Source organism: Pseudomonas sp. GW821-FHT09E04, assembly GCF_059416185.1.
This window is the reverse complement of the sequence record NZ_JBWKOR010000003.1, coordinates 16,149-34,111: the sequence shown is the minus strand read 5'-3', so window position 1 is coordinate 34,111 and position 17,963 is coordinate 16,149. Positions and strand designations below refer to the sequence as shown.

General features: G+C 60.9%; 16 protein-coding genes. 4 read left to right on the top strand and 12 right to left on the bottom strand.

The window, feature by feature from the left end:
• Window positions 1-42 precede the first annotated feature (42 nt).
• Complete coding sequence (locus tag AC07N4_RS11475) at window positions 43-315, top strand: hypothetical protein (protein ID WP_102622450.1); 273 nt, start codon at window positions 43-45, stop codon at window positions 313-315.
• A gap of 46 nt (window positions 316-361) precedes the next feature.
• Window positions 362-988: a DUF3885 domain-containing protein gene (locus tag AC07N4_RS11470; RefSeq protein ID WP_493066234.1), complete on the top strand. Its 627-nt coding sequence runs from the start codon at window positions 362-364 to the stop codon at window positions 986-988.
• Window positions 989-1,061: 73 nt separating this feature from the next.
• On the opposite strand, the gene AC07N4_RS11465 is transcribed toward AC07N4_RS11470, so the two are convergent.
• Window positions 1,062-1,382, bottom strand: a complete 321-nt coding sequence (locus AC07N4_RS11465) for a hypothetical protein (RefSeq protein WP_102622474.1) — start codon at window positions 1,380-1,382, stop codon at window positions 1,062-1,064.
• A gap of 144 nt (window positions 1,383-1,526) precedes the next feature.
• Here AC07N4_RS11465 and AC07N4_RS11460 point away from each other — a divergent pair, with 144 nt between their 5' ends.
• Complete coding sequence (locus AC07N4_RS11460; RefSeq protein WP_493066235.1) at window positions 1,527-3,653, top strand: TonB-dependent receptor family protein; 2,127 nt, start codon at window positions 1,527-1,529, stop codon at window positions 3,651-3,653.
• 59 nt (window positions 3,654-3,712) lie between these two features.
• The gene (locus tag AC07N4_RS11455) at window positions 3,713-4,099 is read left to right on the top strand and encodes a DUF5376 family protein (protein WP_096820685.1); all 387 of its coding nucleotides are present in this window, start codon (window positions 3,713-3,715) and stop codon (window positions 4,097-4,099) included.
• Window positions 4,100-4,233: 134 nt separating this feature from the next.
• Here the strand turns inward: AC07N4_RS11455 and AC07N4_RS11450 are convergent, their stop codons facing one another.
• The 11 genes from AC07N4_RS11450 to AC07N4_RS11400 form a co-directional block, all read right to left on the bottom strand.
• The gene (locus AC07N4_RS11450; protein ID WP_102622453.1) at window positions 4,234-4,989 is read right to left on the bottom strand and encodes an ABC transporter ATP-binding protein; all 756 of its coding nucleotides are present in this window, start codon (window positions 4,987-4,989) and stop codon (window positions 4,234-4,236) included.
• Window positions 4,983-6,044: a FecCD family ABC transporter permease gene (locus tag AC07N4_RS11445; protein WP_096820687.1), complete on the bottom strand. Its 1,062-nt coding sequence runs from the start codon at window positions 6,042-6,044 to the stop codon at window positions 4,983-4,985. The genes AC07N4_RS11450 and AC07N4_RS11445 overlap by 7 nt, the downstream gene beginning before the upstream one ends.
• Complete coding sequence (locus tag AC07N4_RS11440) at window positions 6,041-7,228, bottom strand: ABC transporter substrate-binding protein (RefSeq protein ID WP_102622455.1); 1,188 nt, start codon at window positions 7,226-7,228, stop codon at window positions 6,041-6,043. Before AC07N4_RS11440 ends, AC07N4_RS11445 begins: the two co-directional genes overlap by 4 nt.
• Before the next feature lie 64 nt (window positions 7,229-7,292).
• Entirely contained in the window at window positions 7,293-9,710 is a 2,418-nt protein-coding gene (locus tag AC07N4_RS11435) for a TonB-dependent siderophore receptor (RefSeq protein ID WP_493066236.1), read from the bottom strand.
• 93 nt (window positions 9,711-9,803) lie between these two features.
• Entirely contained in the window at window positions 9,804-10,781 is a 978-nt protein-coding gene (locus tag AC07N4_RS11430) for a FecR domain-containing protein (protein WP_493066237.1), read from the bottom strand.
• Window positions 10,782-11,297: a sigma-70 family RNA polymerase sigma factor gene (locus AC07N4_RS11425; protein WP_039771138.1), complete on the bottom strand. Its 516-nt coding sequence runs from the start codon at window positions 11,295-11,297 to the stop codon at window positions 10,782-10,784.
• A gap of 84 nt (window positions 11,298-11,381) precedes the next feature.
• Entirely contained in the window at window positions 11,382-12,566 is a 1,185-nt protein-coding gene (locus tag AC07N4_RS11420; RefSeq protein WP_493066238.1) for an aminotransferase class V-fold PLP-dependent enzyme, read from the bottom strand.
• A 14-nt stretch (window positions 12,567-12,580) separates the two neighbouring features.
• A complete protein-coding gene (locus AC07N4_RS11415; protein ID WP_192560601.1) occupies window positions 12,581-13,825 on the bottom strand; it encodes an MFS transporter in 1,245 nt (414 codons plus the stop codon).
• 13 nt (window positions 13,826-13,838) lie between these two features.
• A complete protein-coding gene (locus AC07N4_RS11410; RefSeq protein WP_493066239.1) occupies window positions 13,839-15,692 on the bottom strand; it encodes an IucA/IucC family protein in 1,854 nt (617 codons plus the stop codon).
• A gap of 45 nt (window positions 15,693-15,737) precedes the next feature.
• On the bottom strand, window positions 15,738-16,886 hold the full coding sequence (locus tag AC07N4_RS11405; RefSeq protein WP_493066240.1) for an NAD/NADP octopine/nopaline dehydrogenase family protein: 1,149 nt from the start codon (window positions 16,884-16,886) through the stop codon (window positions 15,738-15,740).
• Window positions 16,887-16,914: 28 nt separating this feature from the next.
• Window positions 16,915-17,958: a PLP-dependent cysteine synthase family protein gene (locus AC07N4_RS11400; RefSeq protein ID WP_096820696.1), complete on the bottom strand. Its 1,044-nt coding sequence runs from the start codon at window positions 17,956-17,958 to the stop codon at window positions 16,915-16,917.
• Between the last annotated feature and the right edge of the window lie 5 nt (window positions 17,959-17,963).

The following is a 17,963-nucleotide window of genomic DNA, read 5'->3' as shown; positions in this document are numbered from 1 at the left end:
TAGACTGAACACGTCAGCCCCCTTTGCTGCAGGTGAAACGAGATGAGCGAAATCTGGGTACGCCGATGCTCGTATGGCCTGTGCGCGATCCTGTTGACGCTCACAGCGTCCTGCTCAAGCAAGGCTCACTACGCGACCACCGGTGATCGCTGCTATGCCAAAGCGGTGCCGACGATGGGCGAGGGTGGTCTGGCCTGGGGATCGACCCTGGGCCAGGCACAGAAAAAATCCATGGATAACTGCATGCGCTACGCCGGCCGCTCCGGCGGGACACCCGGTACCTGCCAGGTGGTGGTGGCCAAGTGCAAGAATTGATAAGGCGCGATAGCCGCCCGAGCCATATTGACCGGAAAGGACTTCAGTGAATCTTCATCTTGAAATCGAGCGGATTTTTACCGACCAGGCCTTCGCAAGGCCGCTGTTTTATTCCTGCCCGGGAGGACTGCGTTTCGAACTCTCCGAAACGGGAGGGATGATCGAACAGTTCCTGTTGGCCTTGCGAAAATCGACCGAGATCTGCACCGACATTTTCAGTGGCGAGCCCACGCTGGTGACCTGTCTGCGCTTTCACTCCGGCGGTCAGCGATTTGCCCATCGAGCGTTGCTTCAGGCCCTTCGGTCGGCTGGCATCGAGATACCTGCAGCACGCTCGATCTGGAGTGAACGCACTGATCCGGATGACTGGTTCTGCGAAAGCGAACCCGAGTACTGGATCAACCTCGCATTCGAGGCGCCCGTAAGGTTGCTTCAAGCATTGCTCTGGTGCGCACTGGCCACGGATTTTGGCGCCATTGCGCCGAATCCACGCTGCGCGGTCTACCTGTTCAATTTGAAGGCCGAAGTGATGGTTTTCCCTTACGACGACCGAGGAATGGACGTGGTCGGGCCCAACAAGGATCTGCTTTCAAGGCTGTATCACCGGCATCAAGCGTATCTCCTCGATTACGACCGGCCCGCGATGGACGCTGACTTCGCGGGCGCTGCCTGAGATTGGCCCCGAGCCCTTGATGCCGATCAGAGAGGTCCGAGGGCTCAAGGGCATTTGAATCAAGTCCCGTTCACTAGGTGCGTTGCAAGGCCCGCGACACGTACATTTTGGTAATCATTGACACCATCTCTTTCGCCCCGAAACAACGGAAGTAAAAGTAGCCGTAGTCGGTTTCCAGACACACAATCTTGGTCATGAACCCCCATTCCAGGCTGACCTTTCGAATCGATGCCATGGGGATTTCAATATCCAGAACCCCGTCCTGAACCATACGGTTCATGGCATTGGCGTTCATGAAAATCGTGGAGTGGGTCACCGTCACCTTCCCGCCAACCCAGAGTCCGCTGGGGGCCAGAAAATTGACCAGTTTCGTCTTCAATACTGCTTCGGCCATCCCTGCATCTCCCTCGTTCAAATCACAATCCAGCATTTCAGCCGCCTGTTTACCTGACAAAAAACAAAATCACCATGTGTTTACTTCGTTCATTCATACGTCGCAGTTCTCACTGCCCGTTTCTGTCTGTCTGGAGTTCTCTCGATGCCCTCGCTCAAAACACTGCCCGCTGCATTGCTGGGGCTGGCCCTTGCTTGTCCGGTGGAAGCCGAGTCTCAGGGCATGGAGTTGGGGCAGGTGCTGATCGGGGCTGAAGACCAGAGCGGCGAAGACCTTTCGCTGGAGGAGGCCAAGGCCCGCTTGGCACAGGTGCCCGGTGGCACCAACGTGGTCGATATGCGCCGCCCGATGCAGGGGCGGGTGGCGAGCAATCAGGATGTGCTGGCGTATCAGCCGGGGGTGTATGCCCAGTCGGCGGGCAACGAGGGGGTGAAAATCTCGATTCGTGGTTCGGGCATCAATCGGGCTCCTGGTGCTCACGCGTCGGGGCTGTACACGATGCTCGACGGTCTGCCGCTGACCGGCCCCGGCGGTACGCCCTATGAGTTGCTGGAACCGCTGTGGCTCGACCATGTGGAAGTGCTGCGCGGTGCCAACGGTTTCGATCGTGGGGCCCTGGCACTGGGCGGTGCAGTCGATTACGTCAGCCACACCGGCTACGACGCACCTCGGTTGAATGTGCGCTACGTCATGGGCAGCCACGGTTATGCCCAGCGGCAAGTCAGCTCGGGCCAGGTGCTGGGCGACTTCGATTACTACCTGTCGATGACCGATGCACACTCCGACGGTTATCAGGATCACACCGCGAGCAAGAGCCAGGGCGTGATTGCCAACTTCGGTTATCGCTTCAATCCGAATCTGGAAACCCGCTTCTACATTCGTCACCGCGAGACCGACAACGACCTCGCCGGGCGGGTGACCAAGCACGCCATCGAGCACGATCCACGGGCGGCCAACCCGGCCTACGTGACGCGCAACGACAGCCGCGATCAGCCCGGCAGCACCTTCATCGGCAACAAGACCACGTATTACATCGACGACGATTCGAGCATCCAGACCGGCCTCGTTTATCACGACTACCCGATGGACCTGCGCGAAGGCCCGAACCGTCTGAAAGTGGCGTACACCGATGTCAGCGGCACGTTCGACTACAAGCGCCGCGACACCCTCTGGGGCCTCGAAAGCCACAGCACGGTCGGCCTGCGGGTGACCAAACATTTGCCTAACGACGGTGCGAGCGAGCTGGTGCGGATTCCCACCGGCAACACCGCCGGCTATGCGCCGGGTACGCACATGCGCAACTTCACTTATCAGGGTTCGGATTCTGTTCTGCATGTGGGCAACGACCTGGAAATCGCCGACGACCTGTGGCTGACCACCGGCCTAGCCGCGATCTACACTCGCCGCGAAAGTGCCGTGACCTACCCGGAGGGTGGCGGCAAGACCAGCCTCGGTGACTGGGACTACGCGCCACGCCTGGGTCTGCGCTATCAGGTGACGCCAGACCTGCAACTGTTCGGCAACCTCAGCCGCTCGGTTGAAGCGCCGCATCCGTGGTCGCTGATCTACAGCTCCAACGTACGGTTCCCGGCCGGCAGCGGCGCCGCCACCGGCACCCAGCGTGATCCGGTCAAACTGCAGAACCAGACCGCGACCACCCTGGAACTCGGCGGCCGTGGCGACAGCGCACTCGGCGAATGGAGCCTGGCGTGGTACTACGCCCAGGTGCGCCACGAATTGCTCTCGGTATTGCCGGATGCTAACGCCACCACGCCTTATGAACTCAATGCCAGTCCTACGGTGCACCAAGGTGTGGAGGCGAGCCTCAACAGCAATCTGTGGTCGGCGAACGATGGCGGCAAGCTGAGCCTGCGCCAGGCCTACACCTTCAGCGATTTCCATTACCGCGACGACGATCGCTTCGGCGACAACCGCTTGCCGGGCTTGCCGATGCATTACTACCAGGGCGAACTGCGCTACGACTTCCCGCAGGGCTTCTTCGCCGCCGTCAACACGCAACTGGTGTCGAAAGTGGCGGTGGATTACGCCAATAGCTACTACGCCGACCCTTACGCCACCTTCGGCGCGACCCTCGGTTACAACGCACCCAAGGGCGACTGGCAGACCTGGCTGGACATGCGCAACCTGACCGACAAGCACTACGCCGCTACAGTTACGCCGGGCTATGACGATAAAGGACTGGATGCCGCACGCTCAACGCCGGGCGAGGGCATGGCGATGTATGTCGGGGTGTCGTGGAGTCTGCTCTGAGGCTGGTGCTTGAGTGTCAAACCCTATCGATCAGTTATCTCTGGTGCATGGAACCAAAAATGAAATTGCGATTCTCCTGGGAAGAAGCGTTCGACGACTTGTTTCCGCACTGTAGTTCAAACGTCATGAAGGACGATGGTGCGAGCCCTTTGTCTTGCATCCTGACCGATGATGGGGGCTGCGGGCATATACACTCGCTGGAGTGGATAGACGTGGGTCTGGCGCGGATCAAATCGGTGAAGGAGTCAAAGGTCGAATTCGATAGCTGGGGTCGTGAAGATTGGGGATCAGAGTTTTCAAAGGACTCCGTAAAGATCTATTTCCTGATGGAAGACGATTATTGTGAATTTCTCAGTCTGGAATCCTTTGAAAAAGCCTTGATGGCATGGCGGGATTTTATTGTGTTGCCACCCGATAAAGAGGTGACACGAGAGCTGGAAATTTGAGCCTGGCCGGCGATCGGGAGAGTGTTCAGCCATCCAGCAATGGCGTACCAAGACCGGTTTCGCTTGCCTGACGTTTTTACCCGACACCCAATAGCTTTCGGCATCCCTGCCTTTGCAGTCTGACGGGGTAACCCTCAAACAATATCGTCGATCAGAATATGGTGCTGCCCGCGGCTGCATTGCTCGATTCGTGCCTCGACCTTGTAAACCGTGCGCAGCATCGGCTCGGTGATGACTTCATGGCTCGGCCCGCTGCCATGGGCCGTGCCGCCGGCAATCACCAGCACCTGATCGGCAAAGCGCAGCGCCTGATTCAGGTCGTGAATGGCGATGAATACGATCACTTCGCGCCGGCGCGCCAGGGCTTTCATGAAGTTCAGCACCTGAACTTGCCGGTGCATGTCGAGTGCGCTGGTGGGTTCGTCCATCAACAGGATTTCCGGCTCGCGCACCAGGGTCTGGGCGATTGACACCAACTGTTGCTGGCCACCGCTCAGTTCGCCGAGGTTGCGGAACGACAGTTCGGTGATCCCGAGCGCATCGAGAATCTCGTCCACCAATTGCAATTCATCGTCGTGAACCGACCAGTTGGGCGTCAGTTGCTTGCGCGCCAGCAGCACCGATTCATACACCGTCAACCGGGCGCTGGCGTTCAGGCCCTGGGGCATATAGCTGATGCCTTGGGTACCTTTCTTCGAACCTTCGAGAATCACTTCGCCCGGGCCGTCGATCAGCCCGGCCATGCGTTTGAACAACGTCGATTTGCCCGCCGCATTGGGCCCGACCACCGCCACGACCTGGCCGCCGGTAAACATCGCGGTGCTGACACCGGAAATGATCTCGCGCTGCCCGTAGCGGGCGCCGATGTTGTCGAGCCGGATCTTCACCATGAGTTTTTCTTTCCGTTGAGAATCAGAGAAATGAAGAACGGCACGCCGATCAGTGACGTGACCACGCCGATGGGGAATATCGCCCCCGGGATCAGCGTCTTGCTGACCACCGAACTGGCGGACAGGATCAGCGCACCGGTCAGCAACGAGGCCGGCAGGAAAAACCGCTGATCCTCGCCAATCAGCATCCGCGCAATGTGCGGCCCGACCAGCCCGATAAAACCGATCGTGCCGACGAACGCCACCGGAAACGACGCGAGCAGGCTGACCATGATCAGCGTCTGAAAACGCAGGCTGCGCACGTTGATACCGAAACTGGCGGCCTTGTCATCGCCCAGGCGCAGGGCGGTCATCGCCCACGCGCGTTTGGCGAAGATCGGCAGAGTGATGAGGATCACCACGCAGATCACCCCGAGTTTCGGCCACGTGGCTTTGGTCAGACTGCCCATGGTCCAGAACACCACGGCCGCCACGGCTTGTTCGGTGGCAAAGAACTGCACCAGCGCCAGCAGCGCATTGAAGGTAAACACCAGGGCGATACCGAGTAGCACGATGGTTTCGGCCGTCACTCCGCGACGCATGCTCATGAAGTGAATCAGCAGCGCCGAGAGCATCGCCATGATGAACGCATTGAGCGGCACCATGTATTGCGCCGCCAGCGGAAACAGCGCCACGCCAAACGCCAGCCCCAGCGCCGCACCGAAACCGGCCGCCGCAGAAATGCCGAGGGTGAAGGGGCTGGCGAGCGGGTTGTTGAGGATGGTCTGCATCTGCGCACCGGCCAGCGACAGCGCCGCGCCGACAGCGACCGCCATCAACGCCACCGGCAGACGGATGTCCCACATCACCACGCGCACTTGTGCCGATGCGGTATCCGGTGAAATCAACGCGCCAAGCACTTCGCTGAGGCTGTAACGGGCCGGGCCGAGCGCCAGGTCGAGCAGCACGCTGAAGATCAGCAGCACGGACAGCCCAAGCAGAATCAGCCGTTTACGCAGCACCAGTCGACGGTAAGTGACACTCTGCACAATCGGTGCTTCGCCCAGCGAACTCATGGTTTGGCCTCGGTTTTTTGCAGACTGACGAAATAGCCTGGCTCGTAAGGCACTGGCAGAAACCGCTCGTGCAACTCGCGAAACGCGGCATCCGGGTCAAGATCGGCGAACAGTTCCGGGTGGAACCATTTGGCCAATTGCTGGATGGCCACGAACTGGTAAGGGCTGTTGTAGAACTGGTGCCAGATCGCATGAAAGGCTTGAGTGTTCTGCGCCTTGATGCCGGCATAGGCCGGGCGCTGGGTGTACCAGGCCAGTTTGCGCCGGGCTTCGGCCAGGTCCGCGCCCGGGCCGACGCCGACCCAGTGGCCGCCCGGCGCAAAGGCTTCCCAGTCGGCGCTGGTAACGACGACATGGTCGGGATTGGCGACGATCACTTGCTCAGGGTTCAGTTGCCCGAAGGTACTCGGAATGATCCGACGGGCGATGTTGTTGCCGCCGGCCATGTCGACGAAAAGACCGAAGTTCTCGTTGCCGAAACTCAGGCAGCAGTCATCGGTGTAGCCGCCTATGCGCTCGATGAACACGCTGGGACGGGCAGGGTGGCGCTTTTCGATGACGTCGGTGACGCGATGGATCTGCTGGTTACGAAAATCGATGAAGGCCTCCGCGCGTTGTTCCTTGCCGAACAACTTGCCGAACAGGCGCATGGTCGGCTCGGTGTTCTGCATGGGGTTGTTGCGAAAGTCGACGTACACCACCGGAATGCCCAGGGCGTCGAGTTTCTCGATGTAGCGTGCATCCTCGGTCGCGTGTTGGGCTTCGATGTTGAGGATGATCACGTCAGGCTTCTGGGAAATCGCCTGTTCGATGTCGAAGGTGCCGCTCTCGAAACCGCCGAAGGTCGGGATCTTGGCAATGTCGGGGAATTTGCGCAGGTAGGCGTTATAAGTGTCCGGGTCCGACTGGATCAGGTCCTTGCGCCAGCCGACGATGCGTTCGATGGGGTTCTGCGTATCCAGCGCGGCCACCAGATACAACTGCCGACCTTCACCCAGGATCACCCGGCGGACCGGCAGGTGAACCTTGACCGTGCGGCCCTGCAAATCAGTCACGGTGCCCAGGGCCGGATCCGGCTCGGCAGCCTGCGCGCTGCTCGGCATCAAGGAAGACAAGGACAGGCCCAGCAGCCCCGCAAACAGCAGGGCGGCGAAGGTCTGGCGGCGGCGAAAAACGTTAACCATGGTGTATGCCTTTGCAAAAGCCGGATCGGACCACGACGCCAGGCGCCGCACCGGGCCGGACGTTTCAGAAATCGACAGTGGCCGAGAGCAACAGGGTCCGAGGTGCGCCTTGAGAGAACGCGCCGTAAGAGGCGACGCCTGACCAATATTCTCGGTCGAACACGTTCTGCACGGTGGCCCGGAAAGTGGTCGGTCGTTCGGCGATGCGCGTGGCGTAGCGGGCGCCGACATCGAAGCGGGTCCAGGCGTCCAGTTGTTGGGTATTGGCTTGATCGACGTATTGGCTGCCGGTGTAAATGGCGCCGCTGGTCAACGTCAGGCCTTCGACTTGCGGGACGTCCCACTCGGCCCAGAGGTTGGCTTGCACTTCGGGAACGCCAACCGGTTTGTTGCCACGGTTGGCGGCGACGCCGGTGCGGGTCAGTTCGCCGTCGAGCAGCGTCACGCCACCGAGCAGGCGCGTGCCTGATGCGATCTCGCCGGCCATGTTCAGTTCGACGCCACGGTTGCGTTGTTCGCCATTGACCGCGAACACCCCGGATGCCAATTCGCCGCTGGGCTTTTCAAGCTGAAACAGGGCGATGGTGGACATGAAACGGCCGTAGTCGAGCTTGACCCCGACTTCCTGCTGCCGGGACACATAAGGGGAAAAGATCTCGCCCGCGTTGGAGGCGGCGGACGGCGCGATGTCACCCTTGCTCAGGCCTTCGACGTAGTTGTAGTAGAACGCGACATGATCCCAGGGCTTGACGACAACCCCGAACAGCGGCGTGGATTTGCTCTTGTCGTAATGTGTGGTGACGAAGCCGGCCGCGTTGTAGTTATCCGATTTGATGTTTTGCTGGCGCACGCCGAGCGTGACTTGAAGGCGTTCGTCGAGCACCGACAGGGTGTCGGCGAGGGCCACGCCCGACAGTTCGCTTTCGGAGACCTTTGGCGTATCCGGTTTGGCGATCGCGGGTTTCGGACGGTCGATCGGGTGGTAGATGTTCGACAGGATCGCCGGCCCGGAAATAATGCCCCGGGACAAGTTATCGCGGTAACGGGTGACTTGCAGGGCAGCGCTGTGACTGATCGGCCCGGTGTCGAAACGCAGGCGTGCACCCGCGTCGACGGTGTAGCGCTGGACTTCGAATTTGTAATAGCCGGGGATCGACGAGGTGTCGCCCGCTTCGTTGATGATGGTCGGTGTCTGGTCGGACATGCGCGCGACATCCGATCGGCCTCCGCCAGCATGGGCGAACACTGTCAGGTTATCGTTGAGGTCGTACTCGCCACCCAATAACGCCGATTTATCGCGGGTTTCCGACCAGCCCCATTCCTGGCTGACGCTGGTGCGCCCGTTGGCTGCTGAAGGAATCTCCACGCCGGGAGCGATCAGAAACGGTCGGGACGCGGCGTCAAAGCTCTCTTTCTGGTTGATCAGATCCAGGGTGGTGCGCAGTCGGTCGCCCTGATAGTCGAGGGAAATCGCGCCGATGCCGACTTCCCGCGATTGTTTGTCGATGGCCGTTTCACCTTGCTGGACGCTGCCATTGATTCGCACCCCGAACCGGCGTTCTTCGCCGAAGCGGCGGCTGACATCGACGTGACCGCCGACCTGGGTATTCAAGGCGTAACTGGTGGTAAAGCGGGTCAGGTCTTCGTCCAGCGAACGTTTGGGTACCACGTTGATCACGCCGCCGACGCCGCTGTTGGGTGACATGCCGTAGAGCAGGGCGCCGGGGCCTTTGACCAGTTCGATGCGTTCCGCGTATTCGGTGAACACCCGGTAATTGGAGGCCACGCCGTACACGCCGTCGAACGCCAGTTCACCGAGGTTGCCTTCGCCGACGGGAAAGCCACGGATGAAGAACGAGTCGACAATCCCTCCGGCCTGTCCCGTGGAACGCACCGAAGAGTCACGCTCCAGCAAGTCGCCGACGGTGACAGCCTGCTGGTCCTTGATCAGCGTCGAGGTGTAGCTGCTGACGCTGAACGGGGTGTCCATCGCGTCGCGGTTGCCCAGCATGCCGAGACGTCCGCCGCGAGCGGCCTGACCGCCCGGGAGCACCGATGGCAGGCTGTCGCTGCGCTTGTCGGTGCCTTCGATCGTGGTGTCCGACAGCGTGACCCGGCGTACCACCAGCGTCCAGGTGCCGTCGCTGCGGGCGACCATTTCCAGGCCGCTGCCTTCCAGCAGACGGGACACCGCGTCCTGGACCGAGTAGCTGCCTGACAGTCCCGGGCTGACGAGGCCTTCGGTGATCGATGGTTGAAACGACAGGGCAATCCCGGCGTCCACAGCAAAACTCGACAGGGTCACGCCGAGCGGCCCAGGCGCGATGTTGTAGGCTCGAACGGTCACCGCATCCAGTTGCGCCGGTCCGGCGGCCAGAGCGAACGTGCCACCGGCCAGGCCCAGCACAACGCTGAGCAACACACTGCGTAGAACGGGCTTTAGTAGCAGACGATCCGGAGGCAAGGGTCGTGCAACGAGCATGAAGGAGTGACCCTATGGACGAGGTGGAATGGTTGTTCCTTTCATTGCCAGCCGAGATCAAAAAAAGTATCACCTGCGAGGTGATTTTTTTGCTCAGGCGGGTGAGAGCGTCACCCAGTAACCGCTCAAGTGCCCGGAGATGTGCACGGGATAGGTCTGCGCCAGCATGTTCAGCGAACGTTGGGTGTCACTGATGGGAAAGGCCCCGGAAATGCGCAAGTCGGCAATGGCCGGGTCGCAGCGCACGAAACCCCGGCGATAGCGCGCCAGTTCGACGACGAAATCCGCCAGGCGCATCTTGTCGGCCATCAGCATGCCTTGGGTCCAGGCGCCGACGTTGCGGTCGGTCGGGTTCAGTGAGCCAAAAGCCTGCGATGAAAAGTCGGTACGTTGCCCGGCGTTGACGATGATCGGCGCGCTCTGGGGGCTGTCGGCCAGCTCGACCTGCACAGCGCCTTCGAGTACCGCGAGTTGGGTGCGCGGCTGCCATTCACGAACGGTGAAGCGCGTGCCCAGCGCCTGCATTCGGCCTTGACGGGTGCTGACCAGAAAGGGCCGAGGCTGCGCGGCGTTGTCCGGCGCGGTCTGCACGAGGATTTCGCCTTCGCGCAGATTGATGAGGCGCTGCCGGGTGTCGAAAAGGACGTCGATGGCCGTGTCGGTGTTCAGGGTGATTTGCGAGCCATCGGCCAGGGTCAGTTCGCGGCGCTGGCCCACGGCAGTGTGGTAATCGGCGGACCATTGTTGCGATTGCGCCAGTTTCCAGCTGCCCCAACCGGCGGGCACCGCCGCCAACAGCAAGGCCAGTTTGCCGAGGGCTGCGCGGCGTTCCGGGTTGCTCGGGCGATCCAGTGCCGACATCGCCAGCGACGGTGGCAGGCCGCCAAACTTGCTTTGCAGCAACTGCGCGCGTGCCCACGCCCGATTGCGCTCGGGACTGCTGACTTTCCAGTATTCCCATTCCGCGCGCTCGGTTTCGCTGAGGTCGTTTTCACTCAGGCGCATCAGCCACTCGGCGGCTTCTTCGAGGATCTTCGGATCAAGCGGCGGTTCACTGCGACGCGTGAGCATTCATTCCACCAGCATCAGGCACTGCACGAAAGCCTGTTTCATGTAGCGCTTGACGGTGATCAGCGAGACGTCCAGCTGCTCGGCGATGTCGGCGTATTTCAAACCGCCGATCTGCGACAGCAGGAATGCGCGTTTGACCAGCGGCGGCAGGGTGTCGAGCATTGCGTCGATTTCGTGCAGGGTTTCCAGCACCACGAAACGCAACTCGGGTGAGGGCACTTCCGGCGCAGGCAAATGCGCGAGGGCATCAAGGTAGGCGCGTTCCAGTGCCTTGCGCTGATACCAGTTGATGAGGATGCCCTTCGCCACGCAACTCAGGTATGCCCGGGGCTGCTCGATGGTCGTGACCTGGGAGGCGAGGATCCGGGTGAAGGTATCCTGCGCCAGATCCGCCGCATCCATGGCGTTACCCAGTTTTTTCTTCAGCGTGGCGTACAGCCAGCCGTGATGACCGCTGTACAGCGCTTCGATCACGCGCAGGTGGTTGTCGTTGTTCGCGGGAAGGGTTTCGCTCATGGCTGCAGTGTTTTGCAATTGAGAAGTATTCCCAATGCTAGTGTACAAAGAGCCCGCGACGCAAGCGCGAATCAGCATCCGTTTTCAGGTGCGGGGCATTCTCAACAACGCGTTTACCATGGCATCAATTTCAGCCTCGGTGTTGTAGGCGTGCAGCGATGCGCGGCTGACTTCCAGCAGGTCCCGTTGCTGCATGTCGAGCAGGGTCGAGCGGAAGGTCGAGGTGGTGACGTTGATGCGTTTTTCCTGCTGCGCCAGCCATGTCTGGACTTGCGCCGCGCTGGCGTCCTCGCAGGTGAAGGTGACGATGCCAGACTTGACCGCGCCCCGATCCTGCGGCGTGACGCCGGGTACGTCGTTCAGGCGATTGCGCAGGTGAGCTGACAATCCTTGAATGCGCTGCCACATCGGCTCGATGCCTTGCATCAGGGCATACCGGGCCGCCGCACCCATGCCCAGTTTCGCGGCAACGTTGCATTCCCAGTTTTCGAAACGCTTGGCATCTCCACGAATCCTGAAGGTGTCCGGGGTCAGCAATGAAGCCGCGTGCAGGTCGAGAAACGCCGGTTCGAGGTTTTCGCACAAGGTCTTTTCGACATAGAGAAACCCCATGCCCCGAGGGCCGCGAAGGTATTTGCGGCTGGTGGCAGCGAGCATATGACAGCCGATTTTCTGCACATCGATCGGCATCTGCCCGACGCCCTGACAGGCATCCAGCAGAAACAGAACCCCGGCCGCGCGGGCGAGGGCGCCGATCTGTTCGATGGGCTGCACCGGGCCGCCGTTGGTGGCGATCACCGGCAGCGACACCAGGGCAACCCGGTCATCGCCGAGCATGTCCCGCAGCGCCGGCAATGACACCTGGCCCTGTTCATCGTTGGGAATGACCCTGATCTCGATCCCGCGCTGCTGCTTGAGTTGCAAATAGGGAATGTAGTTGCCGGCGTATTCGGTGGTCGACGTCAGCACCACATCGCCGGGCCGCAGCGGCAATGAATAGAAGGCCATGTCCCAGGCGCGGGTCGCGTTTTCAATGACAGCGATTTCTCCGGGCAGAGCGTTGATCAGTTGGCCGATGGCGTCGTAGACGTCTTCCACTTCTCGGGCCTGTTGCCCGGCGGCTTCATAGCCGCCGATCCGGGCTTCAAGTTGCAGGTGACGGGTCATCACCTCGATCACCGGATCGGGCATCAGCGCTGCGCCGGCATTGTTGAAGTGAATGAGTTGCTCGACACCCGGGGTGTCGGCGCGCAGTTGTTCAATGTTCAAAGCAAACTCCTTGATCAGTCGCCCGGCGGGATCTGGCTCGGTTGCATGACCATGGGCCGGTAGCGCAACGCAACGATGGGAATCAGCGCGAGGATGTAGGCGAGGCAGACAAACAGGTAGGTGTACTGCAAACCGTAGACCTGGCTGAGCAGCCCACCGGCCGAGATGCCGGCGATGGACGCAAACTGTGCGGTGCTCTGGGCAATGCCCAGCACATAGCCCTGGCGTGAGCTGTCGGCGGTTTTGGAGATCAGCGCCATCAGTACCGGCGTCGTGGCGCCCAGCAATACGCCCCAGATGAAGTAGGCGCCGACGAATATGATCGGGTTGCGGGTGACGCCGGCGAGTGCTGTCAGCGCAATGCAGCCGAGGACGACATAAGTGATGCGTTGCAAGGTGTCCTGTTGGGTACGGTGTTCGAAGTAACGCGACCACGCGGTTGCCGACAGAATGAAACCCAGCGCCAGTAAGCCGTAGCACAGCCCGACCACCGAATTGCTGACCTCGAACACCGAGCTGACATACAGCGAAAAAGACGTCTGCGGCAGCATCCGCGCCAGCAGCAAAATGCCCATGACGCCCAGCAGCGACAGCAGGGGCGTGCCTTGCCAGACGCTGGTGTTGTGGCTGACCGGAGCTTCTTTATCGGCAACCGGTGCTTTCTTCACTGGCGGCACGTCCGGCAATGTCACGGCCGCGACCACGGTGCAGATGGCGCACAGCACCGCCGCGATCATGTTGATCCAGAAGAACGTCGCGTAATCGAGGATCAGGCCGCCCACCACTGCGCCCAGCAACGAGCCGACGTTGGTGGAAATCTGCAGGATCGCGAACAGCCGCGCCCGCCGCGAAGGCGCTTCGATGCTTACGCCATAGGCCTGGGCCGGGGCGATGTAACCGGCGAAGGCGCCTTGCAGGAAGCGCAGGATCAGGATCACCCAGATGTCACTGCACAGGGCCAGCCCAAGCTGGGTCAATGACAGGCCGGCGAGGGCGCGGATCATCATCAACTTGTGGCCGTAGCGGTCGCCGATACGGCCCCAGAATGCACTGGTCAGAATAATGCCCAGCATCGGCCCGACGTACACGGCGATGCTGGCGAAGCTGAAGAGCGAGTCCGAAGACGTCAGCCCTCGCAGGTGGACAGGCCAGAACGGCCCGCTCATTTCCATCGCGCCCATCGAAATGAGCTGGATCGCGAACAGAAGATAAATCAGGACTCTTACGCGCGAACCCGCGATGGCACCTGCATGGGTCATGAGTCAGCCTCGGTTATTGAACGACATTGAGCGGGTTGGTCAGCGTGTGCTGAATCCGGTAGTTGGAGTACTGCATCATGTGCATGCGCAACAACGAACGGGTCGGCCACGGATCATTGAGGAAGGCCTTGCGTTCGACTTCCCACAGATCCGGCGCGACACGCTCGCGCACCGCGGCAAAAGCCTGCTCGGTTTCTTCACGCAGAATGTCCCACATCCGATTGTTGTCCAGCGCGTACTCCTTGGTCAGCCACAAGGCCATTTCATGCAGATGCGTGAGGAACGCCGCGTCAAGCACGAACATGCGCACCGGCTCGATATCGCCCTCGAACACCGTTGGCAGAATGCCCGGCTGCACATGCGGTTGCAGGGTGTAGCCGCGTCCTTCCAGCAATGGAGCGTAGGTCCTGCCATCGCCAAAATCGCGGATCAGCAGACTACGTGCTTTGCCATCCGGGGAAAACAGCACCATCGTGTTCTGCTGGTGCGCCTCAAGCCCGATGCCGTACATCAAGTAGATTGCAATCACCGGATGGGTGACCACTTTGGCGTACTGACGAAACCAGTCTTCGACCTGGGCGGCATTGGCCCGAACGCCATCGCGCTCGATCAACTCGGTGAACAACGGCCGGCCGCTGTCCGGCAAGCGAGTGAACAGAGAAGCCACGGTGATCGGCAGACACTCATCGGTGCGCTCGAACGCTTGCTGGCTGGCGCGGAACACCACTGACAGATGCCGGCCGGGGTGGTCGTCCTGAGTGATCGCGTTCTTGTAGCGCACGCCGATTTCTTCCGGGAAGATTTCCAGTCGCTGGTCGAAGCCGTTTTCGACCTCGAGGATTTTCGTGATGACGGTGCTGATGCGCGGGCCCATGTGGATCGACTTGGCCTGCAGGCTGCGCAGCTCGCTGGTCATCCACACGGCAATCGGCAACTTGATCAGCGGCGCGCTCTCCTTGAGCACCGGCATCATCGTGCGGTACGACATGGTCGGCAGGGTCTGGATGTCCGGGCCGTCGATGATGAGGATGCCTTCTGCGATTTCCGCCGCGAAATTTTTCAGCACGTAAGCCTGCAGATGCCATGAGTGAATCGGCAGTGGCAGCCACTGGGATTCGTCCAGGCCCTTGTCGTTCAGCGACGCTTTCCATTGCTCCCATTGAGTCGGGAAGTTGCTGGCGAACCAGGTGTGGTAGTCCGTCACGTGGGGCATGCTTTCGCTTTTCGCCATGTCGGCGCGCAACGCGGCAATGCGCAGTGGCACCTGGGCGTTGAACTCCGGCGACAGTTGCTCGACTTCTTCGTCGCTCAGGCCCGGCCGGGCTTTCCACGTCGGATAATACGGGTGACCTTCCAGCGAGCCCCACTGGTCGAGGAGGATCGCGGCGTCCTTGGTGCTGGCGTGCTGGCGCAGGTAATCGGTCAGGCTGTCGAGGCCCTGTTCCCGGGCGGCGGCAGCCAGTCGTGCGTTCCATTGCTGGCGATGCTGACGAGCATGGGCGTCGTTCATCAGGCTGTTTTCCATGTCCGACTTGAGCCCGGCGATGCCTTCATCGGTCGGCTCGAAATCGAAGCTGTCGCGCAGCACATCCAGCAAATCCTGATGGGTGTAGATCACCTGGCGCACGCCTTCATCGGTCATCAGGATCACGTCGCCGTCGTTGACCACGGTGTCCGCCGGGCCCTTGGCGATGTTAGAAAAGTACACTTGGGAACGGCCGTCTTTCAGCGCGTACGTGGCCTCGTTGCCGGCTGCGGAGAAGCGCAGGCCCGAGCGATCCAGAATGTTTTCGGCAAACAGGCAACGGATCATCCGTCGCAGGGCGTTCTTGCGGGAGTAGGCGATGAGTGTCTTGAAGTCATCCATATCAGCTATCTGCTCGTCGAGAAATTAATGAAAAGTTGAACCCGCTCACGCCGTGCGCGGCCATTGGCTGGGGAAGTAGTCGAGCGCCGAGTCGCGCAGGCCCTGCATGTAGGAAACGCTCCATTGCAGGACTTCTTCGATGTAGGGGACTTTCAGTTCGAAGCGCCGGGCCATTTCCACCAGCAGCACCAGGCCGTAGGCGACGTCTTCATTGAAGGCGCGGCTTTCACGTTCGATCACGTAGCCGGCGCGGTTGTCATCGGCTGGAATCATCGGGGCGAGGATGTCGTTGTAGGCCTGGTTGGTGCGCAGGATCGACAGCATGCTGCTCTGATCGCGGATCTGTTCGCCGTAGGCCTCGACGATTTCCTGCTTGAGGGATTTGACCGACGACAGGTCGATGCCCATGCGCTGGCTGATCACGCTGCACAGTTCCTGGCTTTCCTGATCCATGCGCTCGAGGAAATAGGCGCCCAGCTCGGGGCACTCGGTCCACCAGCACATGCGCTGCGGGAAGATCTTGCGATGCCACTGGCCGTAGGGACCGATCAACCCGTAAATCACCGAGCTGTGCATGATCGGATTGCCCGGTGTCAGGGTGATTTCCAGGTAGTGGTCGAGCATCGTCACGCAGGGGCCGTACAGCGTGGTGAGGATTTCTTCCAGGTGTTGGCGCGATGCCAGGGTTTCCCGGGCGTGAGTCGCCACATACAACTGGCTCTTGCCGCCGCCCATCTTCACCGACACGCCAGGCTTCAGATCGAACGCGGTGTGCGGCACATCCTTCATGCCCCAGATCACCACGTTCGAACGTTCGCCCAACGTGGCTTCCGCCAGCCAGTCGAAGCCGCAGAAACCCGGAATGGCGCCGACGTACACCGGTTTGCCCGAACTCAAATGCGGCGCGATGGCTTGCAGGGTTTGTGGTCGGGCATGGGCCGGAACCGTGATGATCACGATGTCGGCGTCGGCCACCACGACACTGGCATCGGTGCTGACCTGATCCGGCCGCGCGCTCAGTGTCGAGCCGTCCGGCATCAGCGCCTGCATCGGCAGGTTGGCGAGGTGCCGGTCGACCACCTCCTTGTTGTTGGTGAGCATCGAGACCTGAACATTGGGCAGCTGTTTAAACAGGATGGCATTCAGGTGCCCGGTCCGGCCTGCGCCGCAGATGGCGACTTTCAGCGGTTTCATACAGAGACTTTCCTGTGTGGGAGACGCGTCAGGCGACGCTCAATTGCAGGGGAGTGGCGTCGGATTCCAGCCAGCGGGTCTTGCCCAGCCAGCGATCCAGTTGCGGTGCGACGCCCGGGTCCAGCAGGTCCCGTTCTTCCAGCCAGTTGTCGTCGAATACGGTGTGCAGGTATTTCTCGCCGCCGTCGGCAATCGGCACCACGACGTTGCCGGTCAACGTGCCTTTGTGAATCAGCTCCAGCGCCTTGAAAATCGCGCCACCAGTAGAGCCGCCGACCAGCAGGGCCAGATTGCGCGCGATGTAGCGGGCGGTTTCGAAGGCCTGTGAATCGGTGACTTGCAAGCCCAGGTCGATGCAGCTGTAGTCGAGCACCAGGCCGACGGTGTCGCCGGCAGGGGTGCCGGTTCCCGACTGGTAATACGGATAGCCGGGATGACCGAAGACGATGGAACCGGCCGGCTCGACGGCCACGGTGACGATGTCCGGGTTGTGCAGTTTCAGACCGCGGGCGATGCCGGTCATTGAGCCGCCGGTGCCGACGCAACCAACGTACGCGCCGATGTGGCCACCGGCCTGGGCAATGGTTTCACGGACGAAATCGCTGTAGCCGCCGGCGTTGGCCGCGTTGTCCGACTGGTTCATGAACACCGCGCCGGGGATCTGCGAGGCGAGCTCGGCGGCCAGCCGTTGACGCTCGACCACGGCCACTTCGTCTTCCCGGTAAGTGCCGGCGACAAAACGGATTTCGGCCCCCAGTGCCTTCATCACCGCGATCTTGTCCTGCGCCGCATGGTGATCGACCACGGCAATGAAATGCAGGTCGAACTCAACGGCTGCCATGGCCAGGCCGATGCCGGTATTGCCGGAAGACGATTCCACGACCACGCCACCGGGTTTCAGCTTTCCGGACTTGAGGGCCGCCAATACCATGTTTCGTGCCATACGGTCTTTAATACTGCCGCCGGGGTTGTTCTTCTCTATCTTCAATAAAAGCCGGGCGTTGGTATCTGGAACATCGATGCCCAACATTGGTGTATTGCCAATAAGATCCGAAACTTTATTCAGTATCATCTGGA

Excerpts from the sequence above, each read along its gene's own strand:
- AC07N4_RS11415 (WP_192560601.1), bottom strand. The coding sequence starts at position 13,825 with ATGACCCATGCAGGTGCCATCGCGGGTTCGCGCGTAAGAGTCCTGATT.
- AC07N4_RS11445 (WP_096820687.1), bottom strand. The coding sequence starts at position 6,044 with ATGAGTTCGCTGGGCGAAGCACCGATTGTGCAGAGTGTCACTTACCGT.
- AC07N4_RS11400 (WP_096820696.1), bottom strand. The coding sequence starts at position 17,958 with ATGATACTGAATAAAGTTTCGGATCTTATTGGCAATACACCAATGTTG.
- AC07N4_RS11440 (WP_102622455.1), bottom strand. The coding sequence starts at position 7,228 with ATGGTTAACGTTTTTCGCCGCCGCCAGACCTTCGCCGCCCTGCTGTTT.
- AC07N4_RS11465 (WP_102622474.1), bottom strand. The coding sequence starts at position 1,382 with ATGGCCGAAGCAGTATTGAAGACGAAACTGGTCAATTTTCTGGCCCCC.
- AC07N4_RS11450 (WP_102622453.1), bottom strand. The coding sequence starts at position 4,989 with ATGGTGAAGATCCGGCTCGACAACATCGGCGCCCGCTACGGGCAGCGC.
- AC07N4_RS11430 (WP_493066237.1), bottom strand. The coding sequence starts at position 10,781 with ATGCTCACGCGTCGCAGTGAACCGCCGCTTGATCCGAAGATCCTCGAA.
- AC07N4_RS11405 (WP_493066240.1), bottom strand. The coding sequence starts at position 16,886 with ATGAAACCGCTGAAAGTCGCCATCTGCGGCGCAGGCCGGACCGGGCAC.
- AC07N4_RS11455 (WP_096820685.1), top strand. The coding sequence starts at position 3,713 with ATGAAATTGCGATTCTCCTGGGAAGAAGCGTTCGACGACTTGTTTCCG.
- AC07N4_RS11460 (WP_493066235.1), top strand. The coding sequence starts at position 1,527 with ATGCCCTCGCTCAAAACACTGCCCGCTGCATTGCTGGGGCTGGCCCTT.
- AC07N4_RS11435 (WP_493066236.1), bottom strand. The coding sequence starts at position 9,710 with ATGCTCGTTGCACGACCCTTGCCTCCGGATCGTCTGCTACTAAAGCCC.
- AC07N4_RS11425 (WP_039771138.1), bottom strand. The coding sequence starts at position 11,297 with ATGAGCGAAACCCTTCCCGCGAACAACGACAACCACCTGCGCGTGATC.
- AC07N4_RS11410 (WP_493066239.1), bottom strand. The coding sequence starts at position 15,692 with ATGGATGACTTCAAGACACTCATCGCCTACTCCCGCAAGAACGCCCTG.
- AC07N4_RS11475 (WP_102622450.1), top strand. The coding sequence starts at position 43 with ATGAGCGAAATCTGGGTACGCCGATGCTCGTATGGCCTGTGCGCGATC.